The sequence below is a fragment of the Kitasatospora sp. NPDC088861 genome (assembly GCF_044750105.1).
Lineage (GTDB): Bacteria > Actinomycetota > Actinomycetes > Streptomycetales > Streptomycetaceae > Kitasatospora.
Window position 1 is genome coordinate 50,513 of record NZ_JBIVJF010000025.1, and the last position, 13,929, is coordinate 64,441.

At 75.8% G+C, this 13,929-nt stretch carries 11 protein-coding genes; 5 read left to right on the top strand and 6 right to left on the bottom strand.

The window, feature by feature from the left end:
- Positions 1–81: 81 nt before the first annotated feature.
- Both ACIP37_RS30090 and ACIP37_RS30095 read right to left on the bottom strand, forming a co-directional pair.
- Positions 82–1,122, bottom strand: coding sequence for a DUF2332 domain-containing protein (locus ACIP37_RS30090; protein WP_400811403.1), 1,041 nt, complete (start codon positions 1,120–1,122; stop codon positions 82–84).
- Between the two features lie 101 nt (positions 1,123–1,223).
- On the bottom strand, positions 1,224–2,096 hold the full coding sequence (locus ACIP37_RS30095) for a LysR family transcriptional regulator (RefSeq protein ID WP_363585710.1): 873 nt from the start codon (positions 2,094–2,096) through the stop codon (positions 1,224–1,226).
- A gap of 235 nt (positions 2,097–2,331) precedes the next feature.
- On the opposite strand from ACIP37_RS30095, the gene ACIP37_RS30100 reads away from it, so the two are divergent.
- Positions 2,332–3,231, top strand: coding sequence for a DMT family transporter (locus tag ACIP37_RS30100; protein WP_400811453.1), 900 nt, complete (start codon positions 2,332–2,334; stop codon positions 3,229–3,231).
- A gap of 7 nt (positions 3,232–3,238) precedes the next feature.
- Positions 3,239–4,621: an MFS transporter gene (locus tag ACIP37_RS30105; protein WP_400811405.1), complete on the top strand. Its 1,383-nt coding sequence runs from the start codon at positions 3,239–3,241 to the stop codon at positions 4,619–4,621.
- A gap of 3 nt (positions 4,622–4,624) precedes the next feature.
- Here ACIP37_RS30105 and ACIP37_RS30110 read toward each other — a convergent pair whose 3' ends face one another.
- From ACIP37_RS30110 to ACIP37_RS30120, 3 genes are all read right to left on the bottom strand, one after another.
- Positions 4,625–4,999 (bottom strand): hypothetical protein, encoded by a 375-nt coding sequence (locus ACIP37_RS30110; protein WP_159398386.1) that lies wholly within the window; start codon positions 4,997–4,999, stop codon positions 4,625–4,627.
- A 40-nt stretch (positions 5,000–5,039) separates the two neighbouring features.
- The gene (locus ACIP37_RS30115) at positions 5,040–6,149 is read right to left on the bottom strand and encodes an SUKH-4 family immunity protein (RefSeq protein ID WP_400811407.1); all 1,110 of its coding nucleotides are present in this window, start codon (positions 6,147–6,149) and stop codon (positions 5,040–5,042) included.
- Between the two features lie 291 nt (positions 6,150–6,440).
- Positions 6,441–7,043: a DinB family protein gene (locus ACIP37_RS30120; protein ID WP_363631416.1), complete on the bottom strand. Its 603-nt coding sequence runs from the start codon at positions 7,041–7,043 to the stop codon at positions 6,441–6,443.
- Positions 7,044–7,243: 200 nt separating this feature from the next.
- Here ACIP37_RS30120 and ACIP37_RS30125 point away from each other — a divergent pair, with 200 nt between their 5' ends.
- The 3 genes from ACIP37_RS30125 to ACIP37_RS30135 all read left to right on the top strand — a co-directional run bounded on the left by ACIP37_RS30125 (position 7,244) and on the right by ACIP37_RS30135 (position 12,985).
- Positions 7,244–7,963: a hypothetical protein gene (locus tag ACIP37_RS30125; protein WP_400811410.1), complete on the top strand. Its 720-nt coding sequence runs from the start codon at positions 7,244–7,246 to the stop codon at positions 7,961–7,963.
- Between the two features lie 3 nt (positions 7,964–7,966).
- Positions 7,967–9,661: a DNA polymerase Y family protein gene (locus ACIP37_RS30130; protein WP_400811412.1), complete on the top strand. Its 1,695-nt coding sequence runs from the start codon at positions 7,967–7,969 to the stop codon at positions 9,659–9,661.
- Between the two features lie 81 nt (positions 9,662–9,742).
- Positions 9,743–12,985: an error-prone DNA polymerase gene (locus ACIP37_RS30135; protein ID WP_400811413.1), complete on the top strand. Its 3,243-nt coding sequence runs from the start codon at positions 9,743–9,745 to the stop codon at positions 12,983–12,985.
- A 64-nt stretch (positions 12,986–13,049) separates the two neighbouring features.
- Here ACIP37_RS30135 and ACIP37_RS30140 read toward each other — a convergent pair whose 3' ends face one another.
- Entirely contained in the window at positions 13,050–13,877 is an 828-nt protein-coding gene (locus tag ACIP37_RS30140) for a TIGR03084 family metal-binding protein (RefSeq protein ID WP_400811415.1), read from the bottom strand.
- Positions 13,878–13,929 lie beyond the last annotated feature (52 nt).

Consider the following 13,929-nt stretch of genomic DNA (forward strand, 5'->3'; position numbering starts at 1 on the left):
CTCCCTCGTTCACGTTCGCTTGGGCCAGGGCCGGTTCCTCCGGCCCTGGTCACGACGGTAGAAGCTGACGCTGCGGCAGCTTCAAGCCCCGAGACCGTCCCGGGGCTGGAACCAGTCGAGGGACTGCCCGTGCGGTCCGGTGAAGGCCACCGGCCGCTCGTCCAGGGCGAGCGCGAACAGCCCGGATCCGACGGGCGCGGGGTGGGGGAGACGTCGCTCGACGGTCGGCAGCACCGAGACGGCCTCGTTGGAGATCCAGTGCCCGGGCAGGCCGCGCATGGTCACCGCGAACTCCTCCCGCGCCTCCGGGGGTAGGTAGGCGAGCACCGCGCTGTGGAACACCACCGGCGTGGCACCGGCGGGCACCTGTGCCACCAACTCCCTCACCGTCGTGTTGAGGTCGCCGCGCACCAGGTGCGGCGGCTCGGCCCGGGCGACCTGGACGGCGCCGCGCAGCCGCTCCAGCCGGTGGGCCTGCTCGGGCCAGACCAGCGACTCCAGCCAGCGCATGTCCTCCTCGTCCCGGACGTCCAGCGGGTTGAGGTCGATTCCGGCGCGCCACACCACCTCGGGCAGCCGCTCCCGCAACGACGCCGACAGCGGTACCGGCCCGCGCACCGCGCACTCCAGCGTCACCGGGCTCTCCTGGGCGCCGAACTCGATCGCCGGGCCGCCTGCTTCGCCCGCTTCGCTTACTTCGCCCACCTCAACCGTGTATCGGTACCGATACCGGTCCGGGTAGAGGCAGAGCCCCGCCGAGGCCCCCACCTCGATCAGCGCGAGCGGCTGCGGCAGCGCCGCCAGCAGCGGCAGCAGGGTGGCGCACCGGCCGGCCTCGTTGGTCTGCGTCCGCCGTCGCAGCATCGTCGCCGCAACCTCGTCCCAGTGCGCCGACACCCAGGTGCGGAAGGCCGGATAGCCGGCCGTCACCGGTCCGCCGAGGTGGCGGACCGAGCCGAACAGCAGGTTCGGCTGCCGCTTCGCGGCCGGCAGCCCGTCCAGCAGGGCGCACAACTCATCGTCCCCGGCGGCGCGTTCGGCGAGGCCCTGGTAGCTCGCCGAGTTGCCGCGCGCCTCCCGCTCCGCGAAGGCCCGGTAGAGGTCCCCGATAGCACTGTCCACGTTCCGTACTTCCTTTCTCTTCGACTCTCTTCAGCTCTCTTCAGCTCTCTTCAACGAATTGGCACAGCCTTGTCCGTGCCTTTCCGGTCGGGCCGGTGGTCCTACGGCTGCGCCGCCGCCCGCAGCGCGGACACCAGCGCGCCGAGCGCCGGCTGTCCCCAGGCGCCCTCGCGCACTGCGGCGTGCAGCGCACGGACCGGCTCCGGGCCGCGGAGCCGGCGCACGGTGACGCCCGGGTGGCGCTGGGCGAGCCCGAGGGCGGGGACCAGGGCGACGCCCAGTCCGGCCGCGACGAAGCCCTGCGCCGTCGCGTAGTCGGCGCTGTCCACCGCGACGGACGGCCCGAACCCGGCCGCGTCGCAGGCCCCCCGGACGACCTCCCGGCACGGGCCGGGCGGCTCGGCCCCCACCCAGGGCTCGTCCGCGAGCTCGGCGAGGTCCAGGACGCGTTTCGCGGCGAGCCGGTGGCCCTTGGGCAGCACCGCCCGGTACGGGTCGTCGCGCAGGTGGACCAGCCGCAGGCCCGGGTGCGCGGCGCCGTCGGACCGGACCACCACCGCGAGGTCGGCCCGGCCGTCCAGCACCTCGGTGAGCGGGTCCTCCGGGTCGGTCATGCCGAGGTCGAGTCGTACGCCCGGGTGCGTCCGGCGGAACGCGGCCACCGCCGGGGCCACCAACGCGGCGCCGGCCGTGGCGAAGTAGCGCACGGTGAGGCTGCCGCTGCGCCCGGCCCGTAGGTCGGCCAGCGCCGCGCCGGCCTCCGCGACCTGCCGCTCGATGACGGCGGCGTGCCCGGCGAGCAGCAGTCCGGCGGCGGTCGGCCGCACGCCGCGCCCGACGCGTTCCAGCAGGGCCGTCCCGGTCTCCCGCTCCAGCGCCGCCACCTGCTGGCTGACGGCGGACGGGGTGTAGCCGAGCGCGCCGGCCGCCGCGCTCACCGAGCCGTGGTCGACCACGGCCCGCAGGACCTGCATCCGTCGGACGTCGAGCACCTCATTCATGTAGCTCAGCTTAAAGGTGGTGAAGAACATTTCGCTTGTGCTACCGGATCCCGTCGCGGGACCGTCGTCGAACGCCCCGACACCCCCTGACACCCGCCCCCTGACACCCGCCCCCTGACACCCGCCCCCCGACACCCGCCCCCCGACACCCGACATCGACACACCCGACACCGTCACCTCGACAGAAGGAGCACCGCCCGTGCTGCGGATGGCCGTTCTCGCCCTGTTCTGGGGCTCGGGCTTCCTCTGGATCCGGCTCGCGCTCCAGCACGGGCTCACCCCCGTGCAGATCACCGTGCTCCGCTCGGTCCTCGGCGCCGCCGTCCTGCTGCTGCTCGCCCGTTCCGCCCGGCAGCGCCTGCCGCGCGGTGCCGCCGTCTGGCGCCGGCTCACGCTGGCGGCGCTGCTCTGCAACGCGCTGCCGTTCCTCCTGACCGCGTACGGCGAGCGCGGCGTAGGTTCCGGCCTGGCCGGGGTGCTGCACGCGACCACCCCGCTCTGGTCCCTGCTGGTCGGTCTCGCCCTCGGCACCGAACGCGCCCGCGGCCCGCTGCGGTCGGGTGGTCTGGTGCTCGGCTTCGCGGGCGTGCTGCTGATCTTCTCCCCGTGGCGGGACGGCGGTGGCCTCCCCGCCCTGCCCGCACTCGCCCTGCTCGGTGCGGCGGCCAGCTACGCCATCGCCTTCGCCTACATGGCCCGTGCCCTCACCGGCACGGGAGCGGCCCCGTTGGCCCTCTCCGCCGCCCAGCTCACCGCCGCGGCCGGGCTGAGCACGCTCGCGCTCCCGGTCGGCGGCTCGCTCGACCCGGTCGCGGGCGCCGATCCGCTCGGACTCGTCGCCGTCGCCGTCCTCGGCGTCGCCTGCACCGGGCTCACGTTCCACCTCAACTACCGCCTCATCGCCACGGAGGGCCCCACCAGTGCGGCCACCGTCGGCTATCTGCTGCCGGTGGTCTCCACCGCGCTCGGCGCGCTCGTCCTCGGCGAGGAGCTGACGATCCGGACCGTTGCCGGAATGATCGTCGTACTCGCCGGTGTTTTCCTGACGAAACATCACAGGGCCCAGGCCCCCGCCCTCGTGTCGACCCCCACCGCTTCCCGCGACTGAACGGACCATGCACCCCCACTCCCTCTGGCGAACCGCCGACTTCCGCACCCTCTTCACCGCGACCGCCCTCGCCCAACTCGGCACCAACGTCGGCTACGTCGCCGTCCCACTGATCGCCGTCGAGGCGCTCGACGCGGGCCCGGGGCAGGTCGGCGTCCTCGCCACCCTGAGCACCCTCGCCTTCCTGCTCATCGGCCTGCCCGCCGGCGCCTGGGTGGACCGGATGCGCCACCGCCGCGTGCTGATCGTCGCCGACCTGGTGAAGGCCGCGCTGTACGCCTCCATCCCGCTCGCCTGGTGGCTGGGCGGGCTCACCCTCTGGCAGCTGTACACGGTCGCGCTGCTCACCGGCTGCGCGACGGTCTTCTTCGACGTCGGCTCGCAGAGCGTGCTGCCCCGGTTGGTCGGTCGCGGGCACCTGGTGCAGGCGAACGCCGCCGTCGTCGGCCTGATGGCGGTCGGCAACGTCGCCGGGCGCGGCGCGGGCGGCCTGCTGGTCCAACTGCTCACCGCGCCGTTCGCGATCGTCGCGACCGCGCTCAGCCACCTCGGCTCGGCGCTTCGCCTGATCGGGCTGCGCCGCACCCCCGCCTCCGAACCGATCGCCGACAGGGGCAGGGGCGAGGGCGGGGACGGGGACGCCGACAGGGGCAAGGGCAAGGGCAAGGGCAGGGGCGAGGGCGGCGGGCTCGGAGCGCAGATCGCCGAGGGGCTGCGGCACGTCCTCGGCAACCGGGAACTGCGCGCGCTCGCCCTCACCGCGGCCCTCACCAACCTGGGCTTCCAACTCGTCAACACGCTGCTCCCGGTGCTGTTCGTGCGGGAACTGGGCCTTTCCGCCGGGGCGTTGGGCCTGTTCTGGGCGGTCGGCGGGGTCGGCATCCTGCTCGGCTCGCGCTGCGCCCGCCCGATCGCCGCCCGACTCGGCTACGGACGTACGCTTGGCCTGGCCGGCGTCTGCGTGGCGCCCGCCGGGCTGCTGGTGCCGCTGATCGGGCACGGCCCCTGGCTGTTCGCGGCGGGGGCGGGCTGGCTGCTGGTCTCGCTCAAGACCGGGATGGACAACGTCCTCGGGGTGAGCCTGCGCCAGCGGATGACCCCGGACGCGCTCCTCGGCCGGATGAACGCCACCTTCCGCTTCCTGCTCACCGGCGCGCTCGCGATCGGCTCCGCGCTGTCCGGGCTGCTCGGCGAACTCGTCGGCCTGCGGGCCACCCTCTGGTGCGGCGGAGCCGTCCTCGCGGTGGCCTTCCTGCCGGTCTTCCTCTCCCCGATCCGCACCCGCCGCCGGCTCCCCGAAGCCGAAGCCGAAGCCGAAGCCGAAGCCTCCGAAGGCCCCGTCCCCGCGCAGACTCCCACCCAGCTCCCCGCGCAGCCCCGACAGGCCTGAGACCTACCAGCCCGGCCCGTGCCCCGGCTGCCAGTCCAGCCCCAGGTGCGGGCGCGGGCGGTGGATCCGCAGCAGCGCGGTCACCGACCAGACGACCAGGGTCAGCAGGGCGTAGAACAGCAGCAGCGCCCAGAACGGCGTGGTGGACATGCTCCCGTCCTCGAACCGGCACCACGCGTCCGGCGGCAGCCAGGACGCGCCCGTCTCCAGCAGCCGTCCGCCGCCGGGTACCAGGCCCTGCTCGCAGCGCTCGCCGAAGTCCAGTGACCGCACGTACAGCAGCCCGTACAGCGAGCCCGCCGCCGCGAGGGACAGGACGGCGCCGAAGGTGAGTAGCACCGCCCGCCGTCGCCCGGTCGCCGTACGGATGTTCGTCACCGGGGCAGCGTACCGGCGCCCCAGCCGGGGCGCCCCGTGATCACCCGAGCAGGCCGCCCATGTGCGCGTCCTCGGCGAGCAGCCGCCACGAGCACCCTGGCGAGGCGAACGCCTCCGGGTCGACGGCCTCGACGAGCCGGTCCACCACGGTGCTCAGCAGCGACTGCGGGTCGAACACCGCCCAGGTGTCCCGGGCCCGCCCGCAGTCCCAGCGCTCCCACTCGGCGCGCAGCCGCTCGTACGTCCACAGCGCGTACAGCAGGGCGGACAGGTCGCGGTTGAGGTAGGCCTCCGGCTGGCCGTCGTCGTACCAGTCCGGCAGCTCCAGGCGGCCGGTGACACCGTCCAGGGCGATCGTCAGATCCGTCGGCCAGTCCCCGAGGGCCAGGAACTCCCGCTGGTACGGGCGCTCCTCCTCGCCGTCGAAGTACTCCGGGTACGCCTCCGCCATCGTGACCAGCGGTTCCTCGCAGACCCCGAACATCGCCCCGCCCAGCGGCAGTCCGATCTCGGTCAGCAGCCGCCGGGTCGGCTCGTGCACCAGCCCGGCGGGCAGTTCCTGCGCCCGGTAGCGGTGCACCAGGCCCGCACCGCCCTCCTCGCCCGTCAGCGCGGCGAGCTCCGCCACCAGCTCCGGGCCGACCTCGTACGCCGGACCGCCCGGACCGCCCGGCAGCGCGCCCCAGCCCAGTGCTCGCACGAGCAGCGCCGTGCCCCAGTGTGCGGGCGGCGTCGCGGACCGCCCGAACAGCCCGGGGTCGATCTCCCGCATCCGCCGTTCGGCCCCGGCCGTCACCTCGGCGACCACCGCGGGGCCGCGCCGCCCGTCCAGCGCGTCCGCCCGCCGGGCCGACTCGGCGACCGCCTCCACCTCCCGCACCAGCCCGGCCAGCGCGGGCAGACCGGAGGCCAGCAGGTCCCGCCGCGGGCCGGGTTCGCCGAGGAACACCTCGCCGGTCGTTCCGTCGAGCAGCACCAGGCCGCCGGCCGCGGCGAACGGCGCGCAGTACTCCGTCTCGCCCAGGACGAACAGCCGCTCCGTCTCCGGCAGTGCCGCCAACGCCCCGCCGCCGAGCACCCCGAAGTCCAGGAACGCCCCCGAGAGCGGCAGCCCCTCCCGGATCAGGAACTCCCGGCTCCCCGGATGCACCACCCCACTCGGCAACCCGTCCGCCGCCACCCGCGCACACCCCGCGTCCCCCATGCCCCCCACGTCCCCCCGCCCTCCACCGCCCCGACCCTTGACCCCCAGACCCTAGCCGCCCCATCCGACACCAGAGCCGGCAAGCCGCCGCAAGCCGCCGCAGGGCTCCAGCTGGACCAGAGCGGACCAGAGCGGACCAGGGCGGACCAGGGCGGACCAGGGCGGACCAGGGCGGACCAGGGCGAGCCGGTTTCCCGGATCCGCCCCCCACCCCACCCGGGCGCCGTACGGGGCGGGTCAGACGAGCCCGCCGGCCTCCTGGGCGGCCCGCTCCACGCGGGCGTGGTGGGCCTGCCACCAGGCCGCGTCGCCGGGGGCGGTGTTGATCCCGTCCGGGCGCTGGCCGGTGGTGCCGTCGACGAGTTCGCGGAGGAGGTCGGCGTGGCCGGCGTGGCGGTGGGTCTCGGCGATCATGTGGACGAGGACCCGGTGCAAGGTCTGCTCGGCCCGCCGGCCGAACGGTATCCGGCCGATCGCGTCCAGCGGCAGCGCCTCGATAGTGGCGTCGGTGTGCGCCCAGACCCGGCGGTAGCGTCCGGTGATCTCCTCCGTGGTCTCGTCCGCCCGCGCCCACAGGTCGGCGTTCGGCTCGGCGTCGCCGGTGAACCACAGCGGCGTCGGTTCGGGGAACGGCCGCCCGAAGGTGTCGCCGAAGTACATCGCCTCGGCCCCGGTGACGTGTTTGACCAGCCCCAGCAGATTGGTCCCGGTCGGGGTCAGCGGGCGCCGGAGGTCGTATTCGGAGAGGCCGTCGAGCTTCCACAGCAGGACGTCGCGGGCGTCCTGGAGATAGATCCGGAGGTCGGTCCTGGGATCGGTCTTGGGATCGGTTGCCGTCATGGCATCAGTCTGTTGATCGCGTCGGACCTGTCCACCGAATTCCGCGCACCCAGGGGCCGGCAAGGGGAACTACGGAGTGTGACGGGTGGGGCGGGGAGGGTGTGGACTTGAATCTTTGCGAACGAATGTTCGATCCTGGGGTTGTGTCCGTTTTCGAACCTGTTTTCGATTCCATCGCCGAGCGACCGACGCTCCGGCCGGTGGCGTCGGCCGCCGTGCCGGCGGAAGGGCGGGCCGGGCGGGGCGTGGTGCCGGTGGTGCCGGCGCTGCGGGAGGTGCTGCCGGACGGCGGGCTGCGGCGGGGGACGGCGGTGTCGGTGGCGGGCGGGGACACCGGGCTGCTGCTGGCGCTGGCAGCCGGGGTGAAGGAGACCGAGGGCGGCTGGGCGGCGGCCGTCGGGCTGCCGGACCTGGGGCTGGCCGCGGCCGAGGGGTACGGGCTGGACCTGCGGCGGCTGCTGGTCGCGGACGACCCGGGGCCGCACTGGGCCGAGGTGGTGTCGGTGCTGGCCGGCGCGGTCGAACTGGTCATGCTGCGCCCGGACGGCCCGGTGCCGCCGAAGCTGGCCACCCGGCTGGCGGCGGTGCTGCGGCGCAGCGGCTGCGTGCTGCTGGTGGCCGGGCCGTGGCCGGGGGCGGCCCTGCGGCTCGGGGTCCGGTCCGGGCGCTGGTTCGGGCTGGGGGACGGTTACGGGCAGCTCGCCGGGCGGCAGGTGGAGGTGGTGGCCGAGGGGCGCGGTTCGGCGGTGCGCGGGCGGACCGCCCGGCTCTGGCTGCCGGACGAGCACGGCGCGGTACGGGCGGTCCCGGACAGACCGGTCCTGGACCGGCCGCCCCTGGAGCGCCCCGTCCTGGAGCGCCCCGTTCCGGGGCGGCCCGGGGTCGTCGGGCAGCCGCTCGAACGGGTAGCGGTGGTGTGAGCGATGGCGGACGACAGGACACCGCGGGTGCTGGTGGTCTGGTGCCCGGACTGGCCAGTGGCGGCCGTCACCGGCGACGACCCGGTGGCGGTGACCGAGGGCGGGCGGATCCTCGCCTGCTCGGCGGGTGCCCGGGCGGCCGGGGTGCGGCAGGGGCAGCGGCTCAAGCTGGCCCAGCGGCTCTGCCCGGCGCTGGAGCTGCGCGACCGCGACCCGGAGGCGGAGGCCGGCCGCTTCGAGCCGGTGGTCGCGGCGGTGGAGGCGTTCACGCCCCGGGTGGAGGTGGTCCGCCCGGGCCTGTGCGCGATCCCGGTGAAGGGGCCGGGCCGCTACTTCGGCGGTGAGGAGGCGTTGGCGGCCAAGGTCCGGACGGCGGTGGCGGACGCGCTGGCGCGGGAGCCGGTCCCGGACGCCGCCCCCGGCGCGGTCTCCGTGCCCGGTACGGACGCCACCCCCGCCACCACACCCCCCGCCACCCCTGCCGCCACGCCCCCCGCCCCCACCGGGACCGAGCACCCCCCGCCCCCGCCCGCCCAGGTCGGGGTCGCCGACGGCCTGTTCGCCGCCGTGCTCGCCGCCCGCGCCGGAGTGCTGGTGCCGGCCGGGCGGACGGCGGAGTTCCTCGCGCCGTACCCGGTGGGCGTGCTCGGCGACGAGGCGCTGGCGGAGGTGCTGGGGCGGCTCGGCCTGCCGACCGTCGGGGCGTTCGCCGCGCTGCCGCCCGAGGCGGTCGTGGACCGCTTCGGCCCGGCCGGGGCGGTGGCGCACCGGCTGGCCCGGGGCTTGCAGCCGCGTCCGCTGGTGCCGCGCGACCAGGAGCCGGACCTCGCCGTCGAGCAGCGCTTCGACCCGCCCGAGCCGCTGGCGGAGCCGCTGGTGTTCGTCGCCCGCACACTGGCCGAGCAGCTGCACCAGCGGCTGGCCGGGGCCGGGCTGACCTGCCGCCGGGTGGCCGTCGAGGTGGCCTGCGCGGACGGGCGGACGGCCTCGCGGCTGTGGCGGCACGAGGGCGGGCTGTCGGCGACGGCGCTGGCCGAGCGGGTCCGCTGGCAGCTCCAGGCCTGGCAGGGCGCGGGCACGTTCGCCGCGTCCGGGGAAGCGCCCGACGCCGGGTTCGCCCTGCTCCGGCTGGCCCCCGACGGCCTCTCCCCGGACCAGGGCCGTCAGTTGGCGCTGTGGGGCCAGGCGGTCGCGGACGACCGGGTGGAGCGGGCGGTGGCCCGAGTGCAGGCGGTGCTCGGACACGCCGGGCTGCGCCGGATCGAGCCGGCCGGCGGGCGCGGTCCGGGTGAGCAGGCGGTCAAGGTGCCGTGGGGCGAGCCGTACGAGGCGGCGGGGCCGGCCGGCGCGCCCTGGCCCGGGCGGCTGCCGGACGTGTGGCCGGCGGTGGTGCTGCGGGAACCGGTGCCGGTGCGGGTGCTGGACGAGGCCGGGCTGCCGGTCACGGTGGACGGCCGGGCGGGGGTGTCGGCCCGGCCGGCCCTGGTGGTGTTCCAGGGTGGACGGCCGGGCCGTGGGGGACAGGGGCGACAGGAGCGGGTGGACGGCTGGACCGGCCCCTGGCCGGCGGTCGAGTACTGGTGGGACCAGTCGCTCGCCCGCCGCCGGGCCCGGTTCCAGGTCGTGCTGGGCGGTGGCCGGGCGCTGCTGCTCACGGTGGAGGGGGGCGCGTGGTACCTGGAGGCTGGCTACGACTGACGGCCGCCGGCCCGAGGGGGGGATCCGAGGGGGACCCGAGGGGGGAGAGGTGACGAACCGCGAGAACGAAGGCGACCCCCGATGGGCTTCACCAGCCACCCCACCCTCCCCTGGAGCGAGCTGCACCGCCGCCTGACCGGCGCCGTGCCGGACCGTACGGTCGTCCCCCTGCGCCGCCCCGCCCAGGAGGAGCCCGCCCCCGGAGTCCCCGGAGCCCCCGCCCCCGGAGCCCCCGGCGACGGCGGCGAGCCCTGGGCCGAACTGCACGTCCACTCCGCCTTCAGCTTCCTGGACGGCGCCAGCGACCCGGAGGACCTGGTCGCCGAGGCGGCCCGGCTGGGCGTGGAGACGCTGGCGATCACCGACCACGACGGCCTGTACGGCGCGGTCCGGCTGGCCGAGGCGGCCCGGGGGACGGGCGTGGCCACCGCGTTCGGCGCCGAACTGACGATCCGTCACAACGGCGCAGAGGTGGAACACTTGCTGGTCCTGGCCCGAGACCCGGCCGGCTACCGCCGGCTGTCCGCCGCGATCGCCGCCGCCCAGCTGGCCGGCGGCGCGAAGGGCCGCCCGGCGTACGACCTCGCGGCACTGGCCGGGGCGCACGACGGGCACTGGGCGGTGCTCACCGGCTGCCGCCTCGGCCGCGTCCCGGCAAAACTCGACGACGGCACGGCCGGGCACCAACTCCGCACCCTGACCGATGCGTTCGGCCGCGACAACGTCCACGTGGAGCTGATCGACCAGTGGCTTCCCGGCGACGACCGGCGCAATGACGCCCTCGCCGCGCTCGCCGCCGAGCAGGGCCTCCCGGTGGTCGCCTCCACCAACGCCCACCACGCCGGCCCGGCCCAGGGCCGGCTGGCACAGAGCCTGGCCGCGCTGCGCGGGCGCCGCACCCTCCAGGACGCGGTCGGCTGGACACGGGCCGCGGGCACCGCGCACCTGCGCTCCGGCCGGGAGATGGCCGCCCGGCTGGCCCGCTTCCCGGGGGTGCGGCGGGCCACCGCCGAACTCGGCCGTTCCTGCGCCTTCGACTTCACCGGGCTGGACCCGGAGCTCCCGGGTTTCCCCGTCCCGGAGGGCGAGAGCGAGATCAGCCACCTGCGCGCCCTGGTCGCCGCCGACGGCCCGGTCCGCTTCGGGCCCGGCAACGCCGCCGCCCGACGCCAGCTGGCCCTGGAACTGGACGTCATCGACGACCTCGACCTGGCCGGCTACTTCCTGATCGTGCACGACATCGTCGACTTCTGCCGGAGCCAGGACATCTGGTGCCAGGGCCGCGGCTCGGCCGCCAACTCGGCGGTCTGCTACGCCCTGGGGATCACCGCCGTCGACCCGGTCCACTACAAGCTGCTGTTCGAACGCTTCCTGTCCACCGCCCGGGACGGGCCGCCCGACATCGACCTGGACATCGAGAACCGCCGCCGCGAGGAGGTCATCCAGTACGTCTACCGCCGCTACGGCCGCGAGCACGCCGCGCAGGTCGCCAACGTGATCACCTACCGGCCCCGGCTGGCGATCCGCGACGCGGCCAGGGTGCTCGGCTACCCGCAGGGCCAGGTGGATGCGTTCAGCCGGCAGACCGACTTCCGCTCCGCGCCCGGCGCGGACGCCGTGATCCCCGCCGACGTGCTCTCGCTCGCCGGCCAACTCCACGGCCTGCCGCGCCACCTGGGCATCCACTCGGGCGGCATGGTGCTCACCAGGGAGCCGATCGGCGAGATCTGCCCGACCGAGTGGGCCCGGATGCCCGGGCGCTCGGTGCTGCAGTGGGACAAGGAGTCCACGGCCGGCGCCGGGCTGGTGAAGATCGACCTGCTCGGCCTCGGCATGCTCGCCGCGCTGCACGACGCCTGCGACCTGGTCGCCGAGCACCACGGCCTGCGCTACGACCTGGCCACCATCCCGGACGGCGACGCGGGCGTGTACGCGATGCTGCGCCGGGCGGACACCGTCGGCGTGTTCCAGGTCGAGTCGCGGGCCCAGATGGCGACGCTGCCCCGGCTCAAGCCGGACCACTTCTACGACCTGGTGGTCGAGGTCGCGCTGATCCGGCCCGGCCCGATCCAGGGCGGCTCCGTCCACCCGTACCTGCGCCGCCGGGCGGGCGCCGAACCGGCCGGCTGCCCGCACCCGTTGATGGAGAACGCGCTCGGCAAGACCCTCGGGGTGCCGCTGTTCCAGGAGCAGATGATGCAACTCGCCATCGACTGCGCCGGGTTCACGCCCGCCGAGGCGGACCGGCTGCGGCAGGCGATGGGCGCCAAGCGCTCGCACGAGCGGGTCGCCCGGCTGCGCGAGCGGCTGCTCGGCGGGATGGCCGAGCGCGGCATCCCCGAGGAGGTCGCCGAGGACGTCTACGGCAAGATCGAGGCGTTCTCCAACTACGGCTTCCCGGAGAGCCACGCGATCAGCTTCGCCTACCTGGTGTACGCCAGCGCCTGGCTCAAGTACCACTTCCCGGCGGCCTTCACCTGCGCCCTGCTGGCCAACCAGCCGATGGGCTTCTACTCGCCGCTGAGCCTGGTCGCGGACGCCCGGCGGCACGGCGTGCGGGTGCGCGGGGTGGACGTCAACGCCAGCGCGCCGCGCCCCACCCTGGAGCCGCACCGGGGGCCGACGCCGGAGCCGCCGCTGACCGCGGGCCGCCCGCAGCCGGCGATCCGGCTGGGCCTGGAGACGGTGCGCGGCATCGGCGCCCCGCAGGCCGCAGCGATCGCGGCCGGTCAACCGTACGCCGACCTGGAGGACTTCGCGCGCCGTACCGGTCTGCCCGCGCCGGCGCTGGAGGCGCTGGCGACGGCCGGCGCCTTCGACTGCTTCGGACTGACGAGACGTCAGGCGCTGTGGACCGCCGGTGCGTTCGCCGGTATCTCGGCCGCACTGATCCCGGGGACCACCCCCGGGACGGAGGCGCCGCCGCTGCCCGGCATGAGCCCGGTCGAGGAGACCATCGCCGACCTGTGGGCCACCGGAACCTCCGCCACCAGCCACCCGCTCCAGCACCTGCGCGCCCGCCTGGAGCGCGGCGGCGCCCTGTCCGCCGCCGAACTCCCGGACGCGGCACCGGGATCGGAGGTGGTGGTCGGCGGCCTGGTCACCCACCGGCAGCGGCCGCCGACGGCCGGCGGGGTGCTCTTCCTCAGCCTGGAGGACGAGACCGGCCTGATCAACGTGGTCTGCAACCGCCCGGTCTGGGAGTCCCAGCGCCGTACGGCCCTCGACCGGGCCGGCCTGCTGGTCCACGGCCGCATCGAGCGCGACCGCGGCGCCACCAACCTGATCGCCACCCGGCTCACCCCGCTGCGGATCGGACTCTGAGCGGGGCAGGGGGGTGGCCTCCAGGCCTGCCGTCCGCACCGCCGCAGATGGCGACCCGGTCGGCTCAGGCGGGCGTCCGCCCCTTGCCCGGGGCGCCGGCGAAGACCTGGGCGATGGGGAGCCAGGCGGTCGCGGTGGGGCCGGTGGCGGTGAGGGCGAGGTCGTCGCGGTGGCGGCGCTGGGTCACCAGGAGGCAGAAGTCCAGGGCCGGTCCGGTCACCCGGTCCGTGGCGCCGTCCGGCCCGAAGGTCCACAGGCCGCCGTCGGGCGCGGTCAGTTCGAGCCGGACGGGCGAGTCGGGGGCGGGCAGCCCGTGCAGGGTGAACGCGAAGCCGAGGGTGCGCAGCCCCAGGTGGGCGATGTGCCGCAGCCGGGCGGTGGGCTCGCGGGCGGCGCCGAGCGCGTCGGCGACGTCCTGGCCATGCGCCCAGGTCTCCATCAGCCGGGCGGTGGCCATCGAGGCGGGCTTCATCGGCGGGCCGAACCACGGCAGCCGGGTGCCGGTCGGGGTGGCGGCCAGTGCGGCCGACACCTCCTCCCGGCCGGCGCGCCAGCGGGCGAGCAGGTCCGCGGGCGCGGCGGCCGCACCGCTCGCCGCGCCCTCGTCCACCGGGTCGGCGCCGACGGCCGGCAGCGTGCCGAAGCGCTCGTCGCGCGCGGCGGCGAAGCCGTCCGCGTCGCGCGCGGCCAGCGCCGTCCAGTCGTCGGTCCAGGCGAGGTGGGCGATCTGGTGCGCGATCGTCCAGCCCTCGGCGGGCGTCGGGCGCGCCCAGCCGGCCGGGTCCAGCCCGGCCACCAGGGCGTCCAGCGCCGCGCTCTCGGCCCGCAGGTCGTCCAGCAGCGCGGTCAGGACGTCCGCCGCGGGCGTCGTCGGGGTGTTCGGGTCCGTCATCGGGTTCCCTCCTTCCGGGTCCGGCGCGTTACCCGCCGGTAAGCCACGGCCG